Raw genomic sequence first — 26,222 nt, forward strand, 5'->3', positions numbered from 1 at the left:
GACCCTATGCCTCCTTTTTGTTCGAACGAACCTTGACGATGGCGAACACGAGCGTCGCCGCGCCGACGAGCGCGCAGACGCCGTAGGCCGCCTGAACGCCCAGAGCCGTCGACTCGACCAGGCCGCTGGAAGCATTCGCCGAGGTCACCATGGTCATGACAGTCACGATGAGCGCCGTGCTGATCGCGCCGCCCACCTGGCGACCCGTATTGCTGATCGCGTTGCCGTGCGCGATCATATCGTTGGAAAGAGCGTTGATGCCCCACGTGTTCGCGGGCATGTTCGCCATGGTCTGGCCGGCGGCCATGCACGTGCACAGCACGGCGGCCACGAGCAGGGTGGTGTCGGAGCCGATGCGCGAGAAGCCGAAGAGCGCGGCGCTCATCAGCGCCAGGCCGCCCACGGTGATCCAGCGGGGTCCGAACTTGTCGAAGATCACGCCGGAAAGCGGGCTGATGATGATACCCACGGCGGCGGCGGGCATCATGACCATGCCCGTCTCAAGCGCGCTTGCGCCCAACACGTTCTGCAGGAAGATCGGCAGCGTGACGTTGGTCACGGCGGCGGCGCAGTTGATCAGGGTCACGATGATGGCCGACGATGCGAAAATGTCGGATTTCAGCGTGGCGAGCTGCAGCAAGGGCTCGTCGAGCTTCTTCTGGCGAAGGACGAAGAGCACGAGGCACACGGCACCGATAACGATGACCGCGACGACGATGGGATTGGTCCAACCCAGGCTCGACGCGCTCGAGAAGCCGTAGAGCAGGCCGCCGAACGCGACGGTGGAAAGCAGGACGGAAGGCATGTCGAGGCGGGGGTTTTTCAGCTCGCCGACGTTGCTGAGCAGGAAGATGCTCGCGATCAGCACGATCACGCCCAGCGGAGCGATCGACCAGAACATCGCGCGCCAGCCCATGGAGTCGATGATCATGCCGGCGACCACGGGGCCTGCGGCGGGAGCGACCGACATGACGATGCCGGCCATGCCCATGGCCGTGCCGCGCTTCTCAGGCGGGAAAATCAGCATGGGAACCACGGCCACCAGGGGCATCTGCACGCCGGCGCCTGCCGCCTGTAGGATACGGCCCGCGATCAGCAGCTCGAAATTAGGAGCCATGGCGCAAAGCACGGTGCCCGCGATGAACACGCCCATCGACGCGAAGAACAGCTTGCGCGTGGGGAACTTGTCGATCAGATATGCGGAAATAGGAACCATGATGCCGTTGACCAGCATGTAGATGCTGGTCACCCATTGGGCGGTGCCGGCGTTGACCTGGAAGGTCTCCATAAGGCCCGGCAGGGCGGGGGCGAGGACGGTCTGGTTCAGAATCGCGAGGAAAGCGCCCGCGATAACGACGCCGACAACCAAGATTTCATGACGCGTCGCCTTACGGACGTCGTTCGAAGCAGAAGAAGAGCTCAAAGAATCGATCCTTTCCGAAAACGAAAGAGTACAGAACAACACCTGGCGGCACGGTGCCGCTCGAGGATTTTTTCGGTTGTATCGTGTTTCGAAAAGAGGCTTAGATGAGCATAGCCGATAGACGCGTGGCGTTGGACGTGACGAAAACGGCTTCGCTCGATGCGAAGTCGTTCAGAAGTCGTGCATGTCGGTAGATTTTCACCACGGAAGAAAACATGTCGGATACCTTACCCACGCACTCGGAATGGGTCAACCTGGAGGCGGCATGCTTCACAGTATCGGCACGGCGCGAAGCGCGCGGTCGCAAGAGGAAATGCCGCGTCTTTTTTGCAGTTGGCGGTCTTTTCTCTTGCGCGGGCGCCCTTCACGCATGACAAAACGCCTGGTCGCTTCATGCGATACCGCCCTGAAAAGGCTGCGGCGATGCGAAGACGAGGTTTCCCCGCCCCGAAAAGACCGCCGACTGCACTTTTCGTGCAGGAAATGCGGTTTTCTCCGTGCCATAACGTGAATCGCCCCGGCAAAACGCCCGAGCGATTCGCTGCATCGATGCTAGAGAATCAATTCGTAGGCGGCGCGGCGGCGCTTGCGGCCCAGGCTGTTTTTCAGCACGATCGAACCGCACGAATGGAATCCGTAGCGCTCGAACAGACGCCTGATGGGGGAGTTCTCTTCGTACGCGTCTGCGCGCACGCAAGCCTTGCCGGCTTCTTTCGCCATGCGCTCGGCCTCGCCCAGAATGAACATGCCCACGCCGCTGCGGCGGGCCTCGGGGACGACCGTCACCCAATGAAGCGCCGCATATTCGCTGCCGCCTTCAGGCCTCATATCGCTGAAGTCGGTCCAAACGGCTCCTTCCGAGCGAGCATATGCCGCGTCGCCGCCCATGTCGAGCGAAAACACGCCGATGACGCGACGGCCCTGCGTATCGACGGCCACCGCGTCGATGACCGAGGCGTCGCCCGCTCCGGCGTCGGCCTTGGCGGCCTCGGCGTCCATGGTCACCACGTAGGCGTTGCCGCGGTCGATCGCGCGCATAACACGGCGTTCGGAGGGGTATTTCTTGTCGCCCTGCTCGGATATTCCCAATTCGGCCATCATCTCGTGACCCGTTTCCAGCACGGCGGAAAACGCATTGAAATCTTCGCTCGTGGCGCGGCGCGCCTCATAGTAGCCGAGCCTCGACGCGCTTCCCTGGAAAAGCGGCACGTCGCGCAGCGAGCCCGAGAAACGGTCGTGCTCACGCGGCTCTTCTTTCTGCGTGGTCAAGACGACCATCGTCAAAATAAGGGCGGCGCCCACGATGTCGAAGATGCCGATCGGCGTATGCAGCCACACCGCCGAGATAACGATGGCGGACACGGGCTCGAGACAGCCCACCAGGCCGGCGCGCATGGAACCCGCGTCGTTGACGCCCTGCAAATAAAACAGATACGCGGCGAACGTTCCGATGACCACCATGACCGCCACGATCAAAACCACCTCGAGGGTGACCGTCACATCGAGCTTCCAAGGCTGCAAAAGCACGGCCGACGAAACCGCCGCGGTGGACATGGCGATGCCCGTCACGATGAAGCTGCCCCATTTGGCCAGGGGTTTTACCGGCATAAGCGTATAGCACGCCATGGCGACGGCCGTCATGAGCCCCCAGAACAAGCCTTGGGGAGGAATGGCCAGCGTGCCGATGTTTCCATGCGTGGCGATAAGGAACACGCCCGCGAGCGCCAATGCGACGCCCACGGCTTCGCGCAGGCGGGGAAGCCTTCGCACGGTCATGCAGATATAGAACAGGATGATGACCAGGCCGAGCCTCTCGAGCACCGTGCCCGTTCCCGCATTGGTGTAGGAAATGCACGTGATATAGCTGAACTGCGTCAACAGCACGCCGAAAAGCCCGAATATCATGATGTGCACGAGCGAGCGCGTGTCGCGCAGGGCGGCACGGAAGCTGCGCCAATTCTTGCCCAGGCATACCGCCAAGAACAACAAGGCGCCGGCGCACATGCGCACCGTGATCAGCCACGAAACCGGAATGCCGTATTCGTTCGTGAGCAGCTGGGCGCATGTTCCCGAAAAGCCCCAGCAGCACGCGCCGATGGCGGTAAGCAGGATTCCGCGGGCTACGTGGCTTTTCGAGGCATTCGACGTCGTCATAACCGGGGCCTTTCAACAGGGTGGAGCATAGGGAAGCCCCCGTCGAAACGAGGGCTTCCAGGATTATTGCAACAGCGAAGACGAGTTGCAAGCATCGTATGCGCGCGATGGAACATTGCGGCGCGAAAAATCGCGCAGGCGAGCGAGGGGCGGACGGATCGCGGAAACGGCCCCGCGGCCGACCGACGGCGCCGCCACAGCCTGCACGCGTGAAGCGATCTAGCAATATCGCCTGATGGCAGCGGCAAGAAGAGCGTCCAGGCGAACCAGGTCGGCCTGGCTGTAAGAGATGGACGTGTAGGATTCATCCATGCCCATGGATTCGGAAAGCATACTTGCCAGCCCTCGCGCGCGACGGTCGATCTGCAGCATCACGCGGGCTCCCGCATCGCTCAAAAGAAAGACTGCTTCGAGTTCATCGAGCCTACCGTGGAATTCTCCGCCGACCGTCTTGAACTCGAACTCCTGCACGAACGGCAAGCCGTTGCCGGCATTGCGGAAATCGGATTTTTCGCAATCGACCTGGTAGAGACGGAATCCAAGACGCTGTGCGGAAGCGACGAACCCGTCGACCAGCGGATGCGCCCTTACCTCGAGCGGATCGCGGTCCTGAGGATCGACGGCCGATTTGATGTCGAGGCCCGTCTGCACCCACACCTGGCTTTTTCCGATGGACACCGGCGTATTGAGCGGCACGGGAATCGAAAACGACATGACGAGCTCTTGGTTCGCCTGCACGGAAAATTTATCGGTCAGACGGATGCAGTTGAGATCGGCCGTGCGCCTGACCTTGGCGTCGTCGATTTCGACCTCATAGCTCGCCATAAGCGAAAGATAGATCGTCTCGATTTCCTGAGGCGCGTTGCCTCCGTGCACGCGCACTTCGCCGGCGATCGAGCCGCCAGGGGTGCAAACCGTGTCGGACAAAACGGTGTCGACCCGGGCGCTGCCGATGCCGATCGATTGAAGCAGTTTATTGAACATGCGAATCCTCCATTCGTAGAACCGTGCGAACATCGCTCGCGTGTCCATGCCAGCATAACGTATAGAAGGTACCGTTTTCGGGTCGGCGGCGATACGACACCGAACCGCTGCCGACAATATCGGCGCGCGACCGAATGCGCGGCCTTCGCCGCAGCGCCACAGACGCGACCAGGCTACGATCGCCCCGATACACAACAGAGGGCGACCCGATGCGGCTTCGCGCATGAAAACCGAGCCATCGCTTGGAACATGCGCCGCGCTCGATCCCCCGAGCATGCAACCGAGCGTTGCGAACTATGCGAAATGGAGAAAACCATGAACATGAGAAAGACGCTTCCGCTGATGCTTTCGGCCATTCTGCTGGCGGGCTGTTCGGCGCCCGTAGGGGAGAGCGGCGGCGCGGCGGAGACCTATGTGCAAACGACTGCCGAGGAAGCGGTCGAAATGATGCAATCCCAGCAGGACTACGTCATCCTTGACGTGCGCACGCCCGAAGAGTACGCCGAAAAGCACATTCCTGGCGCGATCAATGTTCCCAACGAGACGATCGGCAAGGAAAAGATCGCCGAGCTGCCCGACAAAGACCAGGCCATCTTCGTGTATTGCCGCAGCGGCAACCGAAGCAAGCAGGCATGTGAAAAGCTCGTCGCCCTGGGATACACCAATGTCATCGAGTTCGGCGGCATCAACTCCTGGACGGGAGAGACCGTTTCGGGAAAGTAGGGCCATACGATTCACGCTAGCTTGACGGCCACCCGATAAACATCCTTCTTCCCTGACGGCCTGTTTTGTCGTGCAATCGTCTTATGGATGGTCCCAGGATCGTCCACCATCTGTATGCCCCTGATGCTTCGCGTCGGGGGCTTTTCTTTTGTCCGCATCAAGCCGGCATCCACGAAGTTCGCGCCGACGACACGAACGGCTGGCACGGGGCCTGAGCACGGCGCCATTCGGAATGAGCAGTGGAGTGCATGGTACATGCAGCTCGAACAGATGCCAGAACATTGAATCATGAATGCAAGGCGAAGGCTTGGTTATATAAGAGAAAATCGAACAGACCCGGAAACAATCCGGAAAAAATTACAGATTTTTTTGCAACGCGCCACAAGGCAAGGTGCAGCGTCATGCATCAATAACCGCAGGTCAAAGCGTGAAATAGACTGCACGACGCTTTGCCTCGTTTTATGTCGTTTTATTCAACAGCTTTACATAAGATATATTATCATAGATAAATTTTCGAACAAAAAGCGAACAGATATTATTGAACATCTGTTCGCTTTTAAACCATTCTCCGGCGCGCAGCCCGCCTATGCTCCGATTCCGTAGTTCGGAGCCTTGCGCATATGCAATACCGGATACGGCCTTCCTGCGTCATCGCACGACGAGCGCGACATCACCCTGAATCCCTTTTTAGAATAGAACTCGATCGCGTTCGGATTGCCTTCGTTCACGTCGGTGAATTCGATCGGCGCGTCTTCGATCACGCGATCCATCAAGGCGCTGCCATATCCGTTTCCGCGCAAAGCCGCTTCAACGAAAATCATCTCGAGCCTCACGCCCGAAGCTCCGGCAAAACCCGCCGCATGACCCGCATCGGTTCGAGCGATATAGAGCGTCTCGATATCACGAATGCTGTTTCGCACCTCGGGTTCGATAGCATCGACATCCGCCTTGCTCAAAAACCAATGGCTCGCCGTTACCGAACGTCGCCAAAGCAAGGCAAGTTCGTCGATCAATTCGTCGGTTCGTTCGCTTTTTTGCACCTCTTCGACCATTTTCATGAGCTATTCCCCTTCAAGCTCGTTCCTACACCCATCTGACCTGGGCTTTTATAAATGAAGCCCTGAGAGCCGTTCTAAGGCCCCATTTTAGTGTTTTATGGGCAAAGTATCACGGAGAATAGCCGATTCGTTGGTTCGAATGCGCACCGGATACGTCGGAATAGAGCAAAACAGCTTCAGACAATGAAAAAGCCGCCTGCGATCGGGAAACCCCGAACGACAGGCGGCCTGAAACGCGGATGGCACGTGCGATTTTAGAACATCGCACCCGAAGTGCCCACAGTGCCTTCAAGCAACGCAGGAGCCAGGAATGCGGCCGTAAGGGCGTTCGCGATGAATGCGACCAAGCTCAGCACGACGCCGATCTTGGCAAGCTTCATAGCGTCGCGCGCATAGATGTCATCGGCGTTCGCCATGGCGAGCTTGCGGGCGCCGGTCAGCGCGATGAAGCCGATGATGAAAGCGACGATGTCGAGCAGCGCGCCGAACATAATCAAGCTGATGCCTGCACAAACGATGCTCACGATGCCGAGCGTTCGGCATTTCTTTGCGTCCATTGATTTCTCCCTTGAAACGTTTCCGCGCATCGCAGCGACGCGCTCGTGCATAATCTACTATATAGTACATGAGCGTAAATCTGTTCGAAGTTTTGCGCGCCAAGACGTTCTCGAGACGTTACGAAGCCGCTTGCACTCCTATAGGAACTTTTGTTCGTATATAATGAAACATAAAAGCGAACGGATATTCGTAACCGAAACATAAGGAAGCGACATGCCATTCGAAGGAACGAACCAGCACCGCCCTTGGCCCGGCCCTGCCGTGCTTCTGGTCGACCTGGATGCATTCTTCGCCTCGGTCGAACAGCTCGATCATCCAGCATGGCGCGGCAAACCCGTCATTGTCGGCGGCGACCCCGACAAACGCGGCGTGGTATCCACGGCAAGCTACGAAGCGCGCGTCTACGGCGTTCGCAGCGCCATGCCCGCAGCAACGGCCAAACAGCTCTGCCCGCATGCCATCTGGACGCATGGCCATTTCGACCGCTACAAAGCCATGTCTCGCGCGATCATGGGCATCCTTCTCGACGAAAGCCCTTTGTTGCAGCAAGTCAGCATCGACGAAGCGTTTCTCGACGTTTCCCCGAACGCGGTGAACACCGAGCATCCCGTCGCGATCGCGCAGCGCATCCAAAGCCGCGTCAAAGAGCTCGGAGTGACGTGCTCGATCGGCGTCGGCACGAGCAAGACCATCGCCAAAATTGCCTCCGACATGGATAAACCGCAAGGCCTTACCGTTGTATACCCAGGTCGCGAGCGCGATTTCCTCTCTCCCCTGCCCGTTCGAACCATGTCTGGAGTCGGTGCTCGAGCGGAAGAAATGCTCCATCGGCATGGCGTTTCAACCCTCGGAGAAATGGCCTCAGCCCCGGAGCGGCTCTTAAAAGCCATCTGGGGAAAGAATGCCGACATGATGCGTAGCCGCTGTTTGGGGCTCGACATGACCCCCGTCAGCGCCGAAAGCGACCCGGTGAAATCGGTTTCCAGCGAGATGACCGCTTCGAGCGATCTGCGAAGCTTCGATTCGATCGCCGCCGCCGTCGACACCATGGCGGCGAAGGTGGCGCGCCGGCTCCGCAAGAAAGAACTGGCGGGACGCACGCTTGCGTTGCGCATGCGCTATTCCGACCGCAGCACCCGCAGCGTCCAGCGCAAGCTCCCCCGGCCCGAAGACAACGAATTCGCATTCATTCCCCTGCTTCACGAGATGATCGACGAACTCTGGAAGCCAGGCATGGCGGTGCGCCTCGTCGGCGTGGCGGTGACAGGCTTCGAAGAGGACGAACACGTGCAGGGATCTCTTTTCGACAGCGAAGATTTCGCCGCGGAAGACAAGGGAAAGCACCCGCATGCAGAAGCGAAGCCTCCCGCAATCGACGCAGATCATGGACGCAAACTCTCGCGAGCGACCGACATCGTCAAAGACCGATTCGGCGAATCGGCCGTCTTTTACGGCCGCGAACTGCAGGTGAAAGACAACACCACGGGCACGGCGGCGAAAAACCCGGCCGACTATTAGCGTTTCTCCAGGGCAGGCACCCATCGAGCCGTCGAGAAAGCTGCCTGGCCCACTGCACAAAAGCCCCTGCGCTCCCTCGAAAGCGAGTGCAGGGGCAATAGGGTCCGTATCGAACGCCGCAGCGTTAGTTGAACTTGAACACGCGCTGGGCGATGTGATACGCCGAAAGAGCGAAGCGGCGACCCATCTCGGTGGGAATATTGCTTCCCCAATTCAGCACGGTATGACGGATGCGCTTGTACAGAACGGGATTCGCATCTTCCAGATACTGCCAAATGGCGGCACGATCGCGCTCGTTCTCGTCGGTCTTTTCAAGACGTAGAAACACCGAGCAGATGCACATCATCATGGACAGATAGTTCTCCATATAGCGCTCGAGCTTCTTGGACTCGACGTCGTCGGGAAGATAGACCGAATCGATCATGATACGCGTCACGCGAAGCTGCTGGTCGCGACGCGAATACATGACCTTCTCGTTCACGCTCTGGTCTTCGCGGCCGATGAAGTAGCGATACATATCCACATCGAGGTAGTAAATCGTCTTGACATGGGGCAGCGGCACGTAGACGAAAATGTTGTCGACATAGAACGTATGCTCGGGAAGCTTGAGGCCACAGTCGCGCAGAAGCTCGGTGCGATAGATTACCGAGTGCATAAGCAGGTACTGAGACTGATTGAAGTGGCCCGTTTCGTCCCACGTGAATTCTCGGCCTTCGGGAAATACGTTACGATATCGCATCACCGTACGCGCCCCCTCATGCACCTTTTCGTACACGTAGTTCGCGATAATAAGATCGGTGGAATCCTTGAGCTCGCACTGCCTGCGCAGGTAGGCCATCACATCGCGCATGGCGTCTTCGTCAAGCCAGTCGTCGGAATCGACCACCTTGAAATAACGGCCGGTGGCATTGGCCAGACCGGCGTTCACCGCAGCGCCATGACCGCCGTTTTCCTGATGGATCGCGACGATCGTATCGGGATAGCGGCGCTGCCATTCGTCGGCCTTCTCCGCGGTGTTGTCCTTCGTCGAACCGTCGTCGACGATAAGGATTTCGATATCGCCGCGATTGCCGAAATCGCACGCAAGAATGGACTCGATGCATTTGTCCATATACGCGGCAGAGTTGTAGCACGGAATGGCGAATGAGACGGTTTTCATGCCTGAAAGCCCCTTTTGATTCGTTTTAAGACGGTCTCGCCGTCGAATGAATGAAAACAACCCGACTATTATACGTAGACGCGCACAGCCCCTTCGCCGATGCGGGTGACAACCATATGAAATTCAGCATTTCGGCTCCCCTGGAGGAACTTCGCACGACGGCGAACGGGCGCCAGCACGTTCCGCGGCCGCCGAGGCCGCAAAAGAAAACGGTAACGGCACGACAACGACGTTGCCGCATAACCGAAAATGAACGGCGCTCCCCCGTTGCGGCAAAAAGAATCCGAACCCGTGCATTATCATTGCACGCGACGAAAACAGACAACGAAAGGAGCACCCATGGCTGCGTTTCTCAGCACCATGATCGAGCGTGCGAAAGCCGACAAGAAGACCATCGTGCTTCCCGAAGGCAACGACGAGCGCGTTCTCGAAGCCGCCCGGAAGATCGTCGACCAGGAAATCGCCGACGTCATCGTCATCGGCAACCCCGACGAAATCGCTCAGAAGGGCTTCGCGCTCGAAGGCGTTCACGTCATCGACAACGTGAACGACCCGCTGCGCAAAGAACTAGCCGAAGGCCTGTTCGAGCTTCGCAAGGCCAAAGGCATGACCGCCGAAGAGGCCGACAAGCTCATGGACGACGTCATGTATTTCGGCACCATGCTTCTGAAAACCGGCCGCGCCGACGGCCTTGTGGGCGGCGCATGCCATGCCACCAAAGACGTCTTGCACCCCGCGCTTCGCATCATCAAAACCGCTCCCGGCAGCAAGCTCGTGAGCTCGTTCTTCGTCATGGAGGTTCCCGAGTGCGCATTCGGCGACGGCGGAACCTTCATGTTCGCCGACTGCGCGGTATGCATCCAGCCCAATGCCGAAGAGCTTTCGGAAATCGCCGTCGCAACGGCAAGGTCCTATGAGAAAGTCCTCGGCAGCCCCGCACGCGTTGCGATGCTCTCCCACTCGAGCTACGGATCGGTGAAAGATGCCGATACCGAAAAGGTGACCGAGGCGCTCGCGCTCGCGAAGCAGAAGGCTCCCGAATTCGCAATCGACGGCGAGCTGCAGGCCGACGCCGCCCTCGTTCCGAGCGTCGCCGCGTCCAAGGCTCCCGACTCCCCCGTCGCCGGCAAAGCGAACGTCCTCGTGTTCCCCGACCTCGACGCCGCGAATATCGGCTACAAGCTGGTTCAGCGCTTGGCGAAGGCCGAGGCGTACGGTCCCATCCTGCAGGGTCTCGGCGCCCCGATGAATGACCTTTCCCGCGGCTGCACCGCAGACGATATCGTGGGCGTCGTCGCCATCACCGCCGTTCAGGCTCAAGGCGAATAGCCGCATCGCAAAACAGAACCCGTTCGTCCCATCAAGCGCCACAGCGGCGAATACGGCGAACGGCAATGCCGGCCCGACCTATCGGGCCGGCATTTTTGTGCGCGAGTCAGAACCAGGTTGTAGGGGGTTATAGGACGAAAAAAGAAGCGGGCCGAAGCCCGCTTCCGATAAGCGCTTTCCACCCGATTAAAGCTTGGAGACGATCTCGTAGGTATCCTGCGCGATCATGAGCTCTTCGTTCGTCGGAATGACGATGATCTTCACCGGAGAGTTGTCGCTCGAAATGAAGCGCTCCTTGCCGTGGTAATCGCGGCGGTTCTTCTCCTGGTCCAGGATGATGCCCAGAGGCTGCAGGCCCGCGAACGCCAGACGACGCATGCGGTCGCAGTTCTCGCCGACGCCTGCCGTCAAAACGATGGCGTCGACGCCGGCCATCTCGATCATGTACTGGCCGAGATACTTGCGAATGGAGTGAGCGTACATCTCATATGCGAGAACCGCGCGCTCATCGCCCTCTTCGGCGCCCTTGCGCACGTCGCGCATGTCGTTGCTGATGCCAGAAACGCCCAGAAGGCCGGACTTCTTGTTCATGATCTCATTGATCTGAGGAGGCGTGAGGTCTTCAGCCTCTTCCAGGAACGGCACGATGGCGGGGTCGATGGCGCCGCAGCGCGTTCCCATCATCAGGCCGTCGAGCGGCGTGAAGCCCATCGACGTATCCACCGCGATGCCGTGGTCGACAGCCGAAATGGAGCAGCCATTGCCCAGATGGCACGTGATGATCTTCAGGTCTTCGAGAGGACGCTCCATCAACGCGGCGCAACGGGACGCGATGTAGCGATGCGACGTGCCGTGGGCGCCGTATTTGCGAATCTGATGCTTCTCGCACAGCTCGTACGGGAGCGGATACATATATGCCGCAGGCGGCAGCGACTGGAAGAACGACGTGTCGAACACGGCGACCTGGGGCAGATCCGGAGCCAGACGCTCGCACACCCGGATGCACTTGAGCGCAGGCGGGTTATGCAGGGGCGCCAGCGTGCAAAGGCTCTCGATTTTCTCGATCACATCGGGGGTGATCAAGGCTGAAGAGTCGAAGTAGTTGCCGCCGTGCACGATGCGGTGGCCAATGGCGTCGATCTGGTCGATCGAGGTGATCGTGGAACGCTCGCTGTGGATCAGGGCCTCGAAAACGATCCTGAGCGCTTCTTCATGGTCTGCCATGTACTGCGCGAAGATGCGTTCGTCCTTGTCGGCACCGTGCTTGATGTAGGAGTCTTTGCTGCCTACGCGTTCGCACAGGCCTTTGGCGAGCACTTTATCCAGCTCGGTATCGACGAGCTGGTATTTCAACGAAGAAGAGCCGGCATTGATAACGAGAATTTTCACGTGATGCTCCCGTGTTCGAAGTTACAGGGCAGGAGATCCTGAGTTCATCGGCGCGCCGCCGAGAACATGGACGTGGATATGATGGACGCTTTGCTGGGCGTCGTCGCCGGTATTCACGATAACGCGATATCCGGACGAGGCGATGCCTTTGAGCTCGGCGACCTTTTTCACGGTATTGAAAAGGTATCCCATCAGGTCGTCAGGAATGTCGTCGCCGATATTATCGTGATGCTCCTTGGGGATGATCAACGTATGAACGGGCATCTGAGGCGACAAGTCGTCGAATGCGACGACGCGGTCGTCTTCGTAGACCACGGTTGCGGGAATTTCACCAGCGGCAATCTTGCAGAAAATGCAATCCGTCATAGTATGCATACCGCCTTTCTTCAGTTTCTTCTACCACGCATAACGCATGACAGTGTAATGGAAAAAATCGAACGCCTATGAAAGAGTCGTGTCAGTGGTTGCATCGTCGGCGGGAGCGTCGAGCCTGCCCATGAGCACGTCGACTTTCTGCTGCGCATTCGCAAGGCGGCCCTTCAGGTCGGCGAGCAGAGAAACGCCGTATTCGTAGGACTTCAAGCTGTCTTCGAGCTCGAGCGTATTGCTCTCGAGCACGGACACCGTTCGATCGAGCTCCGCCATGGCTTCGCGGAAACTCATCTGATCGACGGGACGGGATGCGGTTTCGGTCATGATGCCTTCCTATTCCGCCGCATGCGATGCGGCAATATCGTCGACCGTGCATCGAAGCACGCCGTCTGAAATGGATACGTCGATTTTCTCGCCGGGAGCGACCGCCTCGACGCTCGAGACCACTCGGCCCTGGGAATCTTTCGCCATGGCGTAGCCGCGCGAAAGAACCTGCAGCGGGGAAAGGTCGTGCAAGCGCCCGGCGCGAAGAGCCAAGGCGTGCTCGAACGGATCGAACATGCCTGCTCCCTGCCGGCGGAGACGAGCCGTCATTTCCGCCAAAGCGGCGCGGTCTTTCTCAAGACTCGCGGGCAGCGCTCGAGACAGGCGCTCGTGCAGCATATCGACGGTCATGAGATCCGTCGCGAACAGCTGACGCGGGTCCTTAAACACCGGACGCGTTTCGTAACGCTCCAGCAAAGCCTGAGCCTGCCCGACCGTGCGCTCGAGCGCATTGGCCATAGCCGCCTGACGCGATGCAAGCTCCCGGCCGACCGTCTCGACCTCGGGGGTCACGCGCTCGGCCGCCGCGGTAGGCGTCGAAGCCCGCACATCGGCCACCATGTCGGCGATCGAGGTGTCGGGTTCGTGGCCGATGCCCGTCACCACGGGAACAGGGCATGCCGCGATGGCCCTGGCGAGCATTTCGTCGTTGAACGGCATCAGGTCTTCGAAGCTGCCGCCGCCGCGCACGAGCAGAATGACCTCGCAGCCCGCACGCACGCAGGCGCGCAAGGCCTCGATCATGCCGGCCGGCGCGTTCGCACCCTCCACCGCGACGCCCGCGACCGAGAGCTTCGTGAGCGGGAAACGTCTGCGCATCGTGCGCATGACGTCGTGAACGGCATCGCCGCGAGGAGACGTGACCAGGCCGACATGAGCGTTCATGCGAGGCACCGGGCGCTTGCGGGCCTGATCCATCAGCCCTTCCTGCTCGAGCCTGCGCGCGAGCTCAGCAACCCGGCGTCGCAGGTCGCCTTCGCCCGCAACCGATACCGAGAAAACGTCGAAGTTCATGCGGCCTTTCGGCGCATAAAGCGTGAAACGGCCCGTCAGCTCGACGCGCTGCCCCACTTCGAGCCGAACGCCGGACTGGTGGTAGCGGTTGAGCCACATCATGCAAGGAAGCGAAGCGCCCGCATCTTTGACGGTGAAATACACCGCTTTATAGCCGGGCTTGGCATTGACCTCGGAAACTTCGCCGATCAACGTGAGCGTGAGCGACTCGAGGGAGTTCTTCGCGGCCTGCATGGCTTCCGAAACGGAAAGAGGCCGCGAGGACGCGGCCCCTTTCCGAGCTGATCCTTGAGAGGACGCTTGAGAGAGCAACATGATTAATCTTCCGAACGCGTGGACAGAACCAGGTAAAGAAGCTGCAGCAACGCGGTCAGAGCCGCCGCCACGTAGGTCAGAGCACACGCGCGCAGAACGGAGTACGCGCCCGAAAGCTCTGCCTGGTTCATGCCGGACGCCTGCAGGTACGCAAGGCCGCGACGCGACGCGTCGAACTCGACAGGCAGCGTGACCAGCTGGAACAGCAACACGGCAGCGAACATGATAATGCCGATCTTCATCATGGTGGTGCCGCCGGCGGCGCCCATGACCACGCCCAGCATGAAGATGATCATCCAGGCGTTGGAGCAGAAGTTCACCACGGGCACGAGCGCGCTGCGGAACTTCATGAACGCGTAGCCTTCGGCATACTGCTGGGCATGACCCATCTCATGCACGGCGGTAGCGACCGCGGTGATGCTGTACTGGGCATACGAATCGGTACCCAGCGTGACGGAGTTCGAACGGGGATCGAAGAAGTCCTGATTCGGACCGCCGCGGTGCACCTCGACGTTGGGAATGCCGCTGTCGATCGACATGCGGCGCGCCATTTCGGCGCCGGTGATGCCGTACGAACTGGGAACGTGGCTGTATTTCTTCAGCTGCCTGGTCACATAGATTTGAGCGCCGGCGCCGATGATCAGCGTCAGAATCATAACGGCGAAATAGAGGCCCATGCCTCCGGAAACTATAGGCATTGGATGCTCCTTCTTGAACTCGAACCTGCCGTTGGATATATCGGCTGGTAATTGTAGTCGAACAAAAGTACCCTCGCACCGAGCGTGTCCGTTTTGTAACCTGAACCACAGCATTTCACGAACCCGCCGCATATCTCCACGCCGCAAAGCCGCGAAAGGCGAAGAAGCGAAAGCGCTGCCGAACAGGAGCCGCCGCGGCGCCCTACGGCCGCCGCTTGACGACCTTCAGCATGCCGTCTTCGATCCCGAGCATGATTTCGCCGCGCATCAAGGCAAGCAGTTCGTCGCCCACCAGATGTTTGCGCCACCCCTTAAGCACATCGACCTCGTCGTAATGGCCGCGAACGACTTTCGCCAGGTCGGCATGGGATGCTAGCACGCCGAAAGCCACGCCCGCCTCTTTCGCCCTGATCTTCACGAGCGAATACAGCAGATCGACCTGGGGGTCCACATTCGGCTCGCTCTTGAAGGACTTGTTCAATTCGGGCCACTCGTCTTCGGGCGCGTCGAGACCTTGCTTGCAAGCGGCCAAAACGCGGCGCGCGTCGTCGGTCTTGAGCGCGTTGGAAACGCCCCTGACCATGAAAAGCTCGTCGAGCGTGCGCGGTTCGCGCTTGCAGATTTCCACGACCTGCTCGTCGGTGAGAATCCACTTGCGAGGGATGTTGCGTTTCATGGCGGCCGTCTCGCGCCACGCGGCCACTTCGCGCGCGGCCGAAAGCTGGCGCTGCGTAAGCTGGTTGACACGCTTGAGGCGCTTGAAGCGCTCGTAAGGGTCGATCGCGTAGCGCGCGGGATCGCACAGCTCCGCAAAATCGGGGTCGAGCCACGACAGGCGGCCGAGCTTTTCGAGGCGCGCCTTCATCGAACGATAGATGCGCGGAAGATAGATCACGTCGTCGAGCGCGTACTGGATCTGCGAGTCGGTCAGCGGGCGACGACTCCAATCGGTGAACGAGTCGGCCTTTTTCAGCTTGACGTTGCACTCGTTGAGCACCAGCGATCCGTAGCCGATCTGGATCATATCGCCCAGCAACGACGCGGCGATCTGCGTATCGAAGACGGGCTTGGGAATGACGCCCATTTCATGGACGATGAGCTCCATGTCCTGGCCGGCGGCATGGAAAAGCTTGACGATGCCCTCGTCGACGAACAGCTCGGCCAACGCAGAGAGGTCTTTCACCCTGAAGGGGTCGACCGCCACGCTTTCTTCCTCGGTGGCAAGCTGGATAAGGCACAGCTTGGGCCAATAGGTCTTCTCCCTCAGAAATTCAGTATCTACGGCGAGAACGGGCGATTTCTTCGCGCGCTCGACGAATTGCTTCAACTGCTTTTGGTCGGTGATGTACAACGCTTTTCCTTTGAATCACGGTAATCGGGCAACAATATGCGGCTGGAATTATAATATGGTAGCGAAGAAAGGAGGCCGACCGCCGTGAAAGTGCTCATCATCAACAATCTCGCATCCGGATACCGCGAAGGATCCGTATACGACTTCATGCGCTCGTTCGTCGAAGACGGCGACGAGGTGTGCCTGCGTTCATCCGACGGAACCACGTCGATAGACCGCCTTCTCGACGACGCCGAAGAATTCGACGCAGTCGTCGCATCGGGCGGAGACGGCACCATCGCCACCGTGGCCTATCGTCTGCGCGGCACGGGCGTTCCCGTGCTTCCCTACCCCGCCGGAACCGCGAATCTTCTCTCGCTCAACCTGCTCGAGCCCAACGAGCCCCATGCGCTGGCGAAGCTCGCCCGCTCGGGCAAGACCCTCGATTTCGACATGGGCGAAATCGAAAAGGACGGCAAGACCTTCGGGTTCATGATCATGGCGGGCGCGGGCTACGACGCCACCATTATGGAAAGCGCCGCTCCCAATAAAAAGCTTTTGGGACCTGTGGCTTATTTCCTGGCCGCGGGATCGAACATCGCACCCCAGCACTCGAAGATCACGCTCGTCATCGACGGCGAGAAGATCGAAACCGAAGGCATGGGCGTCCTGCTGGTGAATTTCTCCCAGATCCAATTCGGCATTCCCGTGACCCACAGCAACCAGCCGCGCGACGGCAAGCTCGGCATCGTGGTGCTGAAGGCGAAAAACGCCGTGGAGCTGCTGCCTTCGGTGTTCGCCGCCATGCTCGACCGCGACGGGCATTTCCCCGACCGCGGCGAGGCGCTCGACATCTATTCGGGCAAGCATGTCGAAGTGGCCGCCGACCCCGCCTTCGAAATCCAATACGACGGCGAAACGACCGGCGCCACCACGCCCTTCGCGGCGCACGCCCTGCCGCAGACGACCCGTCTGATCGTATCCGACGAGGCCTACGAGCTGTTCAAGTAGACCGGCTCCGACATAAGAACGCATGCATGGAAAAGGCGCCCGGAACACCGGGCGCCTTTCGTGTAGAAACGCTATTTGTCCGCTAAGCCTATTTGTCGGAACCGGACGGGCTGTCATCTTCGACCGTCTCGTAGCCGATTTCGATGGGCGCGTTCAGCGAACGCTGGGCGCTCGCGCTGGCAAGCACCTGCTCGCGGAACGTCTTGGCGTCCTCGCCGTCGACGGGTGCCATAATGTAGACGTTGCCGCCGATGAAGATCGGGGTGGCCTGCGTGGTGGCGGGCTGAGAAGCGTCCGCGGAATCCGCGACCTTGGCACGCTCCTCCTCGATGCGCTCGAGCATCTCGGCACGCACGGTTTCGATCTGCGCAGCGGTCTCTTCCTGCCAACGGCTCTTCTTCCAGTCCGCGAAATTCTTGTTGTAACGCATCTGGATGAGCTCGAGCACGATGCAGAACACCATGGCGAAGTACACGATCAGCTTCTCAAGCGGCATATGCAAAAGCTCGATGCCCGTGTGGAAGCCGGCGCTGTCGATGACCAGCAGCGCGCCGATGGCGACGATGAAGGTCAGCGCGAGCATCTTCATCTCGGGGTGGCCGTTGATGAAGTTGGAGATGGGGTCGATGAACACCATCATCATGACGACGGCGATCATGACGGCGATGATCATGATGATCAGGTGGTCGGCCATGCCGACGGCAGTGATGACCGAGTCGATAGAAAACACGACGTCCATGACCATGATGGTGACGATGGCCTGGGGCAACGTGATCATATGCAGGGCCTTGTGCTCATGGGAGTGCTCGGCTTTGACCTCGGTGAGGCGCAGCATGTCGATGACCTCGGAAATGCCCTTATATATCAGATAGGCGCCGCCCAGCAAAAGCACGAGGTCGCGCATCGAGAAGCCGTGGTTGTACACGCCCAGGTCGATCGTGAACAGCGTCGTGGTCATGTGCACCAGATACGAGGCGAAGCACAGGAATACGATGCGCATGATCAAGGCGCCGGCAAGACCGAGCTTGCGGCCGATGTGCTGTTTTTCTTCGGGAAGACGATTCGTGGTGATGGAAATGAACACCAGGTTGTCGATGCCGAGCACGATTTCGAGGAAGATCAGCGTGACAAGGCTGATCCATGCTTCGGGCGTCGTGAAAATGGAAAAGTCCATTCCGCTCCTTTCAAACAGTCCGGAGCATGAACCCGCGCACGACGGAGACCCCGGCACAACCGATACGATACGGGCACGTCGCCCGCGAGCTGTGACATGAGTCTCGTTATTTCAGACACGCCAGGCGCGAAACCGGGTCTGTTGACGTGCCGCATCGAATAAGATGCCAACTACTCCCTCATAGGCTCGTGCCCCGCTTCGCTGAAAAGCGCGCAGAGCACGCGTGATATAATGACAGGGTTTGTCGGCATTGAGGACGGAAACTCATGAAGTTTATGAAACCTTCGCATAAGCACGATTCGACCGAGGCGGGCCCGGTGCGCTACCTCGACGATTCGGGCCTCAAGCGCCCGTTCGACCCGCCCAAGGCGGTTATCGCCGTCTGCATCGTCGCAGCCGCGGCAGCGGCCGCCATCGGCGGTATGATGGCGTCGAAGACGATCGACCAAGTTCTTCACGGCGAAGAGCGCGCGGCTGCCACCATCGAAAGCAACATCACGCGCGAAGTCTCTTACGATATTCCTCTGCTCCAAGACTACATAGCCCTGGACGACGCCGCGATTCTCGCGCGCTTCGACGAGACGGGCTTTCTCACGTACGACCTTACCGGCGAAGGCGATTCCGGCATCGACGTCATGAAGCTGCCCTCGGACACCAATCTGATGGACGCAGGCATCGCTTTGGGCGGCGGCATCGGCAACATGGACGGCGTGGCCGCATCGAAATACCTCGTGGGCTCTTGGCGCCTGACGGTCGATCGCGTCGAAGGCATTTCCATGCGCGTACGCTACGCCGACCTTCAATCGCCCGACGCGGCGGCGGCGATCGATTCCGCCATGACGAGCGAAGGATGGCTCGACAACCCCGCCGTCACGGTGACCGACGAGGGCCAAGACGAAGTGGGCAACACCTTCAGGGCGGGCACGCTGACCGCGGCCGACGGAGCGACCTACGCCTGGCGCGTTTCGGTATGCCCTCTCGATGACGTCTACGACATCGCCGGCCTCCCTGAAAACTCGCAGTACGTCGGCATCAGGCTTCAGGCGTAGATTGCATCGATACATGCCAACAAGAACGAAAAGCCCCGTTTATGAACTAGACCCCGAATGTTGGACGGTTAAATAAAGTTCTCAAGCGGACCCAGCTGAATGGCCTCGGTATCCTACCGGGGTCATTCCTTTTAATCCGACCTGATACCGGCCGTTGTTCCAGTAATGGATGTATGCGGTCAGCTCTGCTTTGAACGACTCGAACGAGGGGAACCTGCGGCCTCGGAAGAACTCGTCCTTCATATGGCCGAAGAACCCTTCCATGCAGGCGTTGTCCAGGCAGGTGGCCTTGCGCGACATGCTTTGGACGACGCCAAGCTCCTCGAGCTTCCTCTGATAGCCTATCTGCTGGTACTGCCAGCCCTGGTCGGAATGCAGGAGCGGCGACTCGCCGAACTCCAGGGAGGCCAGCTGCCCCATCATCTCGTTGATCTGCGCCATGTTCGGGCTCCGGGAGATCGAGAACGCCACTATCTCGTTGTTGAAGAGGTCCATCACGGGCGACAGGTAGGCCTTCGCGCCGGCCACGTTGAACTCGGTCACGTCGGTCGCCAGCTTGGTCATGGGCGCGTCGGCAGAGAACTCCCTGTTCAGGATGTTCTCCGCGGCCTTGCCCACCTTGCCGCGGTACGAGGCGTAGCGCCTGCGCCTGATCCTGCAGACGCAGCCCTCCTCGCGCATGAGACGCAGCACCGTCTTTCCCGATATCGACAGGCCCTGCTCGGCGCGCAGGGCCATCCGCACCTGCCTGTATCCCATGCCGTTGGGTGTGCGGGAGAAGATCTCCCTGACCAGCGGCCTGACGTCGGCGTAGGCGTCTTCCCTGGGGTGCGACCGCAGGTAATAGTAGGTGGAGCGCCTGAGATCGAGCTTCCCAAGCACCAGCTCCAAGGGCCACTCGCGCCTCAGCGACTCCGCCGCCTCTGCTCGATCTCGTCTGCTAAGGCGCTTATTCGTTTTAGGATCTCGTTCTCCAGTTCCAGCTCCCTGACCCTGGCCTCGAGCTCCTCCTCGCGGGTCGCGTAGGCGGGCTTTCCAGGCTTCGGCCTGCGCCCCCCGGGCTTCGGCTCGAGCGCGGCGGCGCCGGCGGTGCGGTATTCGCGTATCCAGCGCTCGAGCGCGGACTTGGACTTGATGCCAAGCTCCTCCATGATCCGGGATTTCGTCATCCCGTCGTCGAGGAACATACGCGCCGCCTCGAGCTTCAGATCCTGGGAGTACGACAGTCTCTTTCCGTTCAACAGGGCCTCCTTTCCGAGCGCCCTGTAAGCATACTCCCAGTTTCTCACCGTGCCATCGTTCACGCCGAGGCGCGCGGCGACGGCTTCTCGCCCGTACCCCTCTTCGAACAGGTCGGCGGCTTCGTCGATCAGCCCCTTGTGCTTCAATCTGCCTCCTAACGTGAAAAGACCTGGAATGAATCTTCATTCCAGGTCCAACATTAGGGGTTCAGTTCATTATCGGGGCTTTTTCATGTCTGGAGCAAGTTCGGCGCAACAAGGCGGCAACGACGCCGCAAGCGCGGCGAAGGCCTCCGAGCCTACTGCGGGCGACCGAACACCGTCATATGGAAACGCTGCTTCATCCAATCGTCGGGGAATCGCTCGTCGAAAAAGACCTGCATGGCATTGTCGGCCTCGATGCCCAGCATGCGCTCGCTCTGCCGTCCGACGGCTCCGAGCGTAAGGGCAATATCAAGCACCAAAAACGCCGTGAGCGCCACGCCGACGGCCTTCATCGCGACGGTCTCCACGTCGATCGCCGAGAACGCCCTTTTGAAAAACGGCAGAACGGTGCGTACCCACACCAGGCCGAGCATGCCCCACATCACGCCGAAAACGAAATTCGTTCGACCGTGAATACTGCCGAACGTACCTTCGTAATCCCAGGCCACCGCGCCGAAAAACACTTCCATGCCCCAGCTGGTCACGTATTCGAGAAGCGATCCCACGATCATGGCCACCGTGAATATGACCACGTTGTGATTGTGCCAGAACCGATTCAAGACGATCGTGAGAAACACGGCCCCGAAACCGTAGATGGGAGAAAACGGACCCCAGACCAACCCGGCACGGCTTTCGTAGCCGCCGTACACGATGACATGGAAGACCGTCTCGAGAACAAGCCCCGCGACGGAGCCCGCCACGAACAGCCACAGAATATGCCAATAGCTCAGCGAGAAGAATTCGTCGCGCGGCCTTGCCACCGCTTCGATTTCATGCCTGGCCTCTTCGACGAAATCGCGCACGTCGTGCTTGACCGCCTCCGTCGAAACGGTCTTTCTACCCGCGCGATCGCCGCGTTTCCCCTCGATGCTGTACGACAAGTCGGTCGGCTCGGCGATCCGCTCTTGCACCTTGCGCGGTTCCCGTCGCTTCGCCATGGATGAACCCCTCCCTTCAAGACATCCGTCCCGCCGCACCGAAGCCGCGCTCCGGGCGGTAGCACGGGCGTAAAACGCCCGACCCGCAAAACAAAACCGCCTGCGGCTTTCTCGAAGGAAAGACCCGCAGGCGGTCGGCAAGACGAAAGCGTTCTGCCTTATTTGACGCCGTACTGCTCGTAGTATGCGTCGATGGCGGCCTTGAGCTCGTCGTCGATGACGACGCGGCCTTGGCACTCGCGGCCGTAAAGGTGCTCGACAACCTCGGCCATGCTGACGATGGAGGCCACGGGGAAGCCGTACTTCTCCTGGACTTCCTGCTGGGCGGTCACGACGCCGCCCTTGCCGACCTCCATGCGGTTCAAGCTGACGATGAGGCCCTTCACTTCCACGTCGGCCGCAGCCTTGAGCTTGGGGTAGGTTTCGTCGATCGACTTGCCCGACGTGGTGACGTCTTCTACCATGACGACGCGGTCGCCGTCTTTAAGCTCGTAGCCCAGCATGCCGCCCTTGTCGGCGCCGTGGTCTTTGACCTCTTTGCGGTCGGAGCAGTAGCGGACCTCTTTGCCGTACAGGTTGTGCATCGCGATGGCGGTGACCACGGACAGAGGAATGCCCTTGTAAGCGGGACCGAACACGACATCGAAATCGAGGCCGAAGTTATCGTGGATGGCGCGTGCGTAGTACTCGCCCAGACGCATGAGCTGCTCGCCCGTGACGTAGGCGCCGGCGTTCATGAAGAACGGGGACTTACGGCCGCTCTTGAGCGTGAAATCGCCGAACTTCAAAACGTCGCTTTCGACCATGAACTCGATGAACTCGCGCTTGTAGTCTTCCATGTCGGTCTCCTTTTCGATAAACGCTTTCCGCCGTTCGGGCAAGCGGGCGCACGGCATGCGCGCGCTTTCGCAAACGCTGGGAAATCGCCCGGCTTCGAAGCCTGATTCTGCATAACGATGCCCTATGATACCGCATTCCTTCGATGCGGACGGCGCACGAACCCGCATGCGGGCCGCTCCGACACCGACTCGGCAGAGGTCCGGCCGCCGAATCGCGCAGCCCGCGCTAGCGCTGGGCACGCAGGCTTTCGGCGGGCTGGGCCATAATCCAGTCGAGGTCTTCGTCGAGCTCTTTCAAGCGCTTGACGCGAAGATCGTCGGCGAAGACGCCTCGCACCATGACCCGGCGAGGAACGCGCAGAGCCGCGAGGTCTTCCAAGGGATTGCCGTCCGTGATCAAGATATCGGCATCGTAGCCTTCCGCGATACGGCCCGTCACCTGCCCCAGGCCGAGCAGTTCCGCATTGGCCTGGGTGGCGGTATGCAACGCGAACGCATTATCCACGCCCACGTATTTCGCGAAATAGGCGGCCTCGCGCCACATGTCGTAGTGCGTGACGTACGGGCAGCTGGAATCGGTGCCGAGGCCCACGGGAATGCCGTGCTCGACCGCCGAACGGGCGCTTTCGATGATGCCCGCGCAAACGATGTCGCCGTTGACCTTCTGGACCTCCGTCGAGTTCGTCTTGGCGGGATCGAGCAGCGCGAACGGAAGCGCCGGCGAAATGGTGCAGGTCACCGAAGGCTTGCGGCCTTCCAGCTGCGCGACCCCTCCGCGATAGAGCTCGATGATTTCGGGCGTCATCGGCGCGCCGTGCTCGACGGTGTCGACGCCCGCCTCAAGGGCGACGCGCACGCCTTCGGCGCTTTCCACATGCGCCATGACGGGCAGCCCCGCGTTATGGGCGGCGGCGCATGCCGCCTTCGCCACATCGAGCGACATCCTCAGCACGCCGGGCTCGCCCGGTTCTACGGCGTCGAACACGCCGCCCGTGATGAACAGCTTGATGACGTCCGCTCCGTTTTTCGCAAGGTCGCGCACCTGCTCGGCCGCCTCCTGGGGCGATGCGGCCACCTGGGCGAACAGGCCTGCGCCATGGCCGTTCGGAACCGTCACGCCCGTGCCTGGAGCCACGATGCGCGGACCGACGTAACGACCCGATTCTATGGCGTCGCGCACGGCGATATCCGAAAGCAGCGGATCGCCCGCGCCGCGCACGGTGGTCACGCCGCTGGCGAGCTGGGTCTGCGCGTGTTTTTTAATGATGCGGCGCAGAATGGCACGACCGACCGGGTTGTCGATCTTCTTCATGAGCGACCCCGCGTCTCCCGCCGAAACGGGTTTGCCCGAACCGCAGAAGTGAACATGCATATTGATAAGGCCCGGCATAAGGTAGGCCCCGCCCAGATCGACGACACGCGCATCCGCGGGTACATCGACCTCGCCATCGCGAGCGATACGCGCGATCTTGCCGTTCTCCACGACGACGGTCGTATGCGGCTGCGGCTTCATCTCCTTCGTGCCATCGAGGACGGTCGCATCGGTGAAAACGATTTTCGCAGACGAATGAGCCATGGTTGCCTCCGTAAAAGCGCATTGCAGAACGAAGACCATTGTACATGTCCGCCTTCATGCCGATGAGCCGCCCGCGCCGGGTGTAAAATCGCCGAAAGAATGGACGCGTCGGAAAACGGACCGGCGCGCCGAAAGGCCGTGCGCCCCCGCAACGCCGGCCGCCGAAAAGCCCAGCACGGGCTTCGGCAGCATGCAGCGCACCGCCGACCTTTACCATCGGAAAGCCCACGACGAAAGCGGCGATTATGAGCGAAACGATATTCCACGGCACCATTCTCTGCTGCGACGATGCCGACACCGTCGCTTCATACCTTGTCGAACGCGACGGAACCATCGCCTACGTCGGCGACGAACGTCCTGCGGATTTCGCCTCCGCACACGTCGTCGAGCTCGGCGAACGTGCGCTCTGCCCGAGCTTCGTCGACACTCATCAGCACTTCGCCAGCTACGCCACCTTCGGCGCGGGCCTCAATGTCATGAACGCCCGGTCGAACGACGAAATCGTCCGCATGCTGCGCGACTTCGCCCCTCGGTGCAAAAGCAAGATCGTCATCGCCTTCGGCGCCTCGCCCTTCTCCGTCGAAGAAGGCCGCCTGGTCTGCCGCGCCCAGCTCGACGAAGCGTGCCCCGACAAGCCGGCGATGTTGGTCAAGTACGACGGCCACGCGTGCGTGGTCAATTCGATGCTGCTCGACAAGATCGAAGACAAGGTGAAAGCCCTGCGCGGATACCATCCCGATTCGGGCGAAATGAACCAAGAAGCGTTTTTCGCCGCATCCGACTACGTCACCGGCTCCCTTTCCATTCCGCAGTTGATCGTCAATATGCAGCGGGCGATGGACCGCCTTGCCGAGCAGGGCATCGGCATGGTCCACACGGTCAGCGGCGTGGGGTTCGCAGGCGATCTGGATATATCGCTCGAAAAATGGATTGGCAAAAGCGCCCAGTCCGGGTTTCAGGTACGCGTGTTCCCGCAATCGCTCGACGTGTCCGTCGCGCAGAAGCGCGGCATTCCCCGCATCGGCGGCTGCTTCGCATGCGCGCTGGACGGATGCTTCGGGTCGGCCGATGCCGCGCTCAACGAGCCGTACGAGGGAAGCGATTCGAGCGGTGTGCTGTATTACGCCGACGAAACGGTCATCGAGTTCTGTAAAGCCGCGAATCGCGCGGGCCTGCAGATCGAAATGCATGCGATCGGAGATGCCGCCTTCGACCAGGCCACGCGCTGCCTGAAGGCCGCGCTCGACGATTTTCCGCGCGAAGACCACCGGCACGGCATCATCCACGCATGTCTTCCCACCGAGCAGGGGCTGGACATATGCGCCGCATACGGCATCCATCTTCCCATGCAGACGTCGTTCATCGATTGGCCGCAGGAACCCGATTCGTATCTGGAGCGTATTTTGGGCGAGCGCGCCGGCCGTCTCAATCCGCTGCGAACCATGCTGGACAAAGGAATCATGCTTTCTGCGGGGTCGGACGCTCCCTGCACCGATCCCGACCCCATGCTGTGGCTCCATCGCGCATGCAACCACTCGAACCCCGACGAATCGGTCACGATTCAAGAAGCGTTGAAAATGTGCACCCGCAACGGCAGCTGGGTCACCTTCGACGAGGCGGAGCGCGGGTCGCTGGAAAAGGGCAAAGTCGCCGATATGGTCATTCTTTCGGGCGACCCCTACACCACGCCGCGTGAACGGCTGCTCGACCTGAAAGTGGAGCGCCTCTATCTTGCGGGAATCCCGTATCGCAAGCAAAGCCAAGGCGCAGTTCGCGCCGTGCTGGCGGGAATGACGAACAAGGCGAAGATCTAAGACCGACGAGCGGCTGCCTGAAGCGCCG

Annotated in this window: 24 protein-coding genes; 6 read left to right on the top strand and 18 right to left on the bottom strand. The window is 60.2% G+C overall.

All coding sequences use genetic code 11. From position 1 onward, the window contains the following. Positions 1 to 4 precede the first annotated feature (4 nt). The 3 genes from DMP07_RS01150 to DMP07_RS01160 all read right to left on the bottom strand — a co-directional run bounded on the left by DMP07_RS01150 (position 5) and on the right by DMP07_RS01160 (position 4,561). The gene (locus tag DMP07_RS01150; RefSeq protein ID WP_123197323.1) at positions 5 to 1,423 is read right to left on the bottom strand and encodes an MDR family MFS transporter; all 1,419 of its coding nucleotides are present in this window, start codon (positions 1,421 to 1,423) and stop codon (positions 5 to 7) included. A gap of 552 nt (positions 1,424 to 1,975) precedes the next feature. Then, positions 1,976 to 3,577 (bottom strand): GNAT family N-acetyltransferase, encoded by a 1,602-nt coding sequence (locus DMP07_RS01155; protein ID WP_123197324.1) that lies wholly within the window; start codon positions 3,575 to 3,577, stop codon positions 1,976 to 1,978. 219 nt (positions 3,578 to 3,796) lie between these two features. Continuing rightward, entirely contained in the window at positions 3,797 to 4,561 is a 765-nt protein-coding gene (locus tag DMP07_RS01160) for a sporulation protein (RefSeq protein ID WP_161956994.1), read from the bottom strand. 303 nt (positions 4,562 to 4,864) lie between these two features. Here DMP07_RS01160 and DMP07_RS01165 point away from each other — a divergent pair, with 303 nt between their 5' ends. Continuing rightward, positions 4,865 to 5,284, top strand: coding sequence for a rhodanese-like domain-containing protein (locus tag DMP07_RS01165; RefSeq protein ID WP_244594806.1), 420 nt, complete (start codon positions 4,865 to 4,867; stop codon positions 5,282 to 5,284). 584 nt (positions 5,285 to 5,868) lie between these two features. On the opposite strand, the gene DMP07_RS01170 is transcribed toward DMP07_RS01165, so the two are convergent. Both DMP07_RS01170 and DMP07_RS01175 read right to left on the bottom strand, forming a co-directional pair. Then, positions 5,869 to 6,342 carry a GNAT family N-acetyltransferase gene (locus tag DMP07_RS01170; protein ID WP_123197327.1) on the bottom strand — a complete coding sequence of 158 codons (474 nt, stop codon included), beginning with the start codon at positions 6,340 to 6,342 and terminating at the stop codon, positions 5,869 to 5,871. A 254-nt stretch (positions 6,343 to 6,596) separates the two neighbouring features. After that, positions 6,597 to 6,899: a hypothetical protein gene (locus DMP07_RS01175; protein WP_123197328.1), complete on the bottom strand. Its 303-nt coding sequence runs from the start codon at positions 6,897 to 6,899 to the stop codon at positions 6,597 to 6,599. Between the two features lie 214 nt (positions 6,900 to 7,113). Between DMP07_RS01175 and dinB the strand changes: the two genes are divergently transcribed. Beyond that, the gene (gene dinB, locus DMP07_RS01180; protein ID WP_123197329.1) at positions 7,114 to 8,418 is read left to right on the top strand and encodes a DNA polymerase IV; all 1,305 of its coding nucleotides are present in this window, start codon (positions 7,114 to 7,116) and stop codon (positions 8,416 to 8,418) included. A 124-nt stretch (positions 8,419 to 8,542) separates the two neighbouring features. Here the strand turns inward: dinB and DMP07_RS01185 are convergent, their stop codons facing one another. Continuing rightward, positions 8,543 to 9,577: a glycosyltransferase family 2 protein gene (locus tag DMP07_RS01185; RefSeq protein ID WP_123197330.1), complete on the bottom strand. Its 1,035-nt coding sequence runs from the start codon at positions 9,575 to 9,577 to the stop codon at positions 8,543 to 8,545. A 339-nt stretch (positions 9,578 to 9,916) separates the two neighbouring features. On the opposite strand from DMP07_RS01185, the gene pta reads away from it, so the two are divergent. Next, on the top strand, positions 9,917 to 10,906 hold the full coding sequence (gene pta, locus DMP07_RS01190) for a phosphate acetyltransferase (protein ID WP_123197331.1): 990 nt from the start codon (positions 9,917 to 9,919) through the stop codon (positions 10,904 to 10,906). A gap of 186 nt (positions 10,907 to 11,092) precedes the next feature. Here pta and DMP07_RS01195 read toward each other — a convergent pair whose 3' ends face one another. The 6 genes from DMP07_RS01195 to rnd all read right to left on the bottom strand — a co-directional run bounded on the left by DMP07_RS01195 (position 11,093) and on the right by rnd (position 16,369). Then, positions 11,093 to 12,295 carry an acetate/propionate family kinase gene (locus tag DMP07_RS01195; RefSeq protein WP_123197332.1) on the bottom strand — a complete coding sequence of 401 codons (1,203 nt, stop codon included), beginning with the start codon at positions 12,293 to 12,295 and terminating at the stop codon, positions 11,093 to 11,095. A gap of 21 nt (positions 12,296 to 12,316) precedes the next feature. Beyond that, positions 12,317 to 12,661, bottom strand: a complete 345-nt coding sequence (locus DMP07_RS01200; RefSeq protein ID WP_123197597.1) for a histidine triad nucleotide-binding protein — start codon at positions 12,659 to 12,661, stop codon at positions 12,317 to 12,319. A gap of 75 nt (positions 12,662 to 12,736) precedes the next feature. Next, entirely contained in the window at positions 12,737 to 12,991 is a 255-nt protein-coding gene (xseB, locus tag DMP07_RS01205) for an exodeoxyribonuclease VII small subunit (protein WP_123197333.1), read from the bottom strand. Between the two features lie 9 nt (positions 12,992 to 13,000). Beyond that, positions 13,001 to 14,320, bottom strand: coding sequence for an exodeoxyribonuclease VII large subunit (gene xseA / locus DMP07_RS01210; protein WP_123197334.1), 1,320 nt, complete (start codon positions 14,318 to 14,320; stop codon positions 13,001 to 13,003). Positions 14,321 to 14,322: 2 nt separating this feature from the next. Beyond that, positions 14,323 to 15,018: a zinc metallopeptidase gene (locus tag DMP07_RS01215; protein WP_244594808.1), complete on the bottom strand. Its 696-nt coding sequence runs from the start codon at positions 15,016 to 15,018 to the stop codon at positions 14,323 to 14,325. Positions 15,019 to 15,220: 202 nt separating this feature from the next. Next, the gene (gene rnd, locus DMP07_RS01220) at positions 15,221 to 16,369 is read right to left on the bottom strand and encodes a ribonuclease D (protein WP_123197335.1); all 1,149 of its coding nucleotides are present in this window, start codon (positions 16,367 to 16,369) and stop codon (positions 15,221 to 15,223) included. 84 nt (positions 16,370 to 16,453) lie between these two features. Here rnd and DMP07_RS01225 point away from each other — a divergent pair, with 84 nt between their 5' ends. After that, positions 16,454 to 17,359 (top strand): diacylglycerol/lipid kinase family protein, encoded by a 906-nt coding sequence (locus DMP07_RS01225; protein ID WP_123197336.1) that lies wholly within the window; start codon positions 16,454 to 16,456, stop codon positions 17,357 to 17,359. 88 nt (positions 17,360 to 17,447) lie between these two features. Here DMP07_RS01225 and DMP07_RS01230 read toward each other — a convergent pair whose 3' ends face one another. Further along, the gene (locus DMP07_RS01230) at positions 17,448 to 18,533 is read right to left on the bottom strand and encodes a TerC family protein (RefSeq protein ID WP_123197337.1); all 1,086 of its coding nucleotides are present in this window, start codon (positions 18,531 to 18,533) and stop codon (positions 17,448 to 17,450) included. A 266-nt stretch (positions 18,534 to 18,799) separates the two neighbouring features. On the opposite strand from DMP07_RS01230, the gene DMP07_RS01235 reads away from it, so the two are divergent. After that, positions 18,800 to 19,582, top strand: coding sequence for a teichoic acid transporter (locus DMP07_RS01235; protein ID WP_123197338.1), 783 nt, complete (start codon positions 18,800 to 18,802; stop codon positions 19,580 to 19,582). Positions 19,583 to 19,663: 81 nt separating this feature from the next. Here the strand turns inward: DMP07_RS01235 and DMP07_RS01240 are convergent, their stop codons facing one another. The 5 genes from DMP07_RS01240 to DMP07_RS01260 all read right to left on the bottom strand — a co-directional run bounded on the left by DMP07_RS01240 (position 19,664) and on the right by DMP07_RS01260 (position 24,380). Next, the gene (locus DMP07_RS01240; RefSeq protein WP_123197599.1) at positions 19,664 to 20,491 is read right to left on the bottom strand and encodes an IS3 family transposase; all 828 of its coding nucleotides are present in this window, start codon (positions 20,489 to 20,491) and stop codon (positions 19,664 to 19,666) included. Then, a complete protein-coding gene (locus tag DMP07_RS01245) occupies positions 20,488 to 20,970 on the bottom strand; it encodes a helix-turn-helix domain-containing protein (RefSeq protein ID WP_161956995.1) in 483 nt (160 codons plus the stop codon). The genes DMP07_RS01240 and DMP07_RS01245 overlap by 4 nt, the downstream gene beginning before the upstream one ends. 152 nt (positions 20,971 to 21,122) lie before the next feature. Then, the gene (locus DMP07_RS01250; RefSeq protein ID WP_123197340.1) at positions 21,123 to 21,965 is read right to left on the bottom strand and encodes a putative ABC transporter permease; all 843 of its coding nucleotides are present in this window, start codon (positions 21,963 to 21,965) and stop codon (positions 21,123 to 21,125) included. A 158-nt stretch (positions 21,966 to 22,123) separates the two neighbouring features. After that, positions 22,124 to 22,804 (bottom strand): orotate phosphoribosyltransferase, encoded by a 681-nt coding sequence (gene pyrE, locus DMP07_RS01255; protein ID WP_123197341.1) that lies wholly within the window; start codon positions 22,802 to 22,804, stop codon positions 22,124 to 22,126. Positions 22,805 to 23,030: 226 nt separating this feature from the next. Beyond that, complete coding sequence (locus DMP07_RS01260; protein ID WP_123197600.1) at positions 23,031 to 24,380, bottom strand: amidohydrolase family protein; 1,350 nt, start codon at positions 24,378 to 24,380, stop codon at positions 23,031 to 23,033. 245 nt (positions 24,381 to 24,625) lie between these two features. Between DMP07_RS01260 and DMP07_RS01265 the strand changes: the two genes are divergently transcribed. Beyond that, positions 24,626 to 26,194 (top strand): amidohydrolase, encoded by a 1,569-nt coding sequence (locus tag DMP07_RS01265; protein ID WP_123197342.1) that lies wholly within the window; start codon positions 24,626 to 24,628, stop codon positions 26,192 to 26,194. Positions 26,195 to 26,222: the final 28 nt, after the last annotated feature.

Origin of the sequence: Slackia faecicanis, from assembly GCF_003725295.1 — a bacterium.
GTDB lineage: Bacteria > Actinomycetota > Coriobacteriia > Coriobacteriales > Eggerthellaceae > Slackia > Slackia faecicanis.

What these genes read in the sequence shown, in the direction of transcription:
- DMP07_RS01185 (WP_123197330.1), bottom strand. Translation starts at nt 9,577, where the DNA reads ATGAAAACCGTCTCATTCGCCATTCCGTGCTACAACTCTGCCGCGTAT.
- DMP07_RS01265 (WP_123197342.1), top strand. Translation starts at nt 24,626, where the DNA reads ATGAGCGAAACGATATTCCACGGCACCATTCTCTGCTGCGACGATGCC.
- DMP07_RS01250 (WP_123197340.1), bottom strand. Translation starts at nt 21,965, where the DNA reads ATGGCGAAGCGACGGGAACCGCGCAAGGTGCAAGAGCGGATCGCCGAG.
- DMP07_RS01165 (WP_244594806.1), top strand. Translation starts at nt 4,865, where the DNA reads ATGGAGAAAACCATGAACATGAGAAAGACGCTTCCGCTGATGCTTTCG.
- DMP07_RS01215 (WP_244594808.1), bottom strand. Translation starts at nt 15,018, where the DNA reads ATGCCTATAGTTTCCGGAGGCATGGGCCTCTATTTCGCCGTTATGATT.
- xseB (WP_123197333.1), bottom strand. Translation starts at nt 12,991, where the DNA reads ATGACCGAAACCGCATCCCGTCCCGTCGATCAGATGAGTTTCCGCGAA.
- DMP07_RS01260 (WP_123197600.1), bottom strand. Translation starts at nt 24,380, where the DNA reads ATGGCTCATTCGTCTGCGAAAATCGTTTTCACCGATGCGACCGTCCTC.
- DMP07_RS01200 (WP_123197597.1), bottom strand. Translation starts at nt 12,661, where the DNA reads ATGACGGATTGCATTTTCTGCAAGATTGCCGCTGGTGAAATTCCCGCA.
- pyrE (WP_123197341.1), bottom strand. Translation starts at nt 22,804, where the DNA reads ATGGAAGACTACAAGCGCGAGTTCATCGAGTTCATGGTCGAAAGCGAC.
- pta (WP_123197331.1), top strand. Translation starts at nt 9,917, where the DNA reads ATGGCTGCGTTTCTCAGCACCATGATCGAGCGTGCGAAAGCCGACAAG.
- dinB (WP_123197329.1), top strand. Translation starts at nt 7,114, where the DNA reads ATGCCATTCGAAGGAACGAACCAGCACCGCCCTTGGCCCGGCCCTGCC.
- DMP07_RS01160 (WP_161956994.1), bottom strand. Translation starts at nt 4,561, where the DNA reads ATGTTCAATAAACTGCTTCAATCGATCGGCATCGGCAGCGCCCGGGTC.
- DMP07_RS01170 (WP_123197327.1), bottom strand. Translation starts at nt 6,342, where the DNA reads ATGAAAATGGTCGAAGAGGTGCAAAAAAGCGAACGAACCGACGAATTG.
- DMP07_RS01155 (WP_123197324.1), bottom strand. Translation starts at nt 3,577, where the DNA reads ATGACGACGTCGAATGCCTCGAAAAGCCACGTAGCCCGCGGAATCCTG.
- DMP07_RS01175 (WP_123197328.1), bottom strand. Translation starts at nt 6,899, where the DNA reads ATGGACGCAAAGAAATGCCGAACGCTCGGCATCGTGAGCATCGTTTGT.
- DMP07_RS01235 (WP_123197338.1), top strand. Translation starts at nt 18,800, where the DNA reads ATGAAGTTTATGAAACCTTCGCATAAGCACGATTCGACCGAGGCGGGC.
- DMP07_RS01230 (WP_123197337.1), bottom strand. Translation starts at nt 18,533, where the DNA reads ATGGACTTTTCCATTTTCACGACGCCCGAAGCATGGATCAGCCTTGTC.
- xseA (WP_123197334.1), bottom strand. Translation starts at nt 14,320, where the DNA reads ATGTTGCTCTCTCAAGCGTCCTCTCAAGGATCAGCTCGGAAAGGGGCC.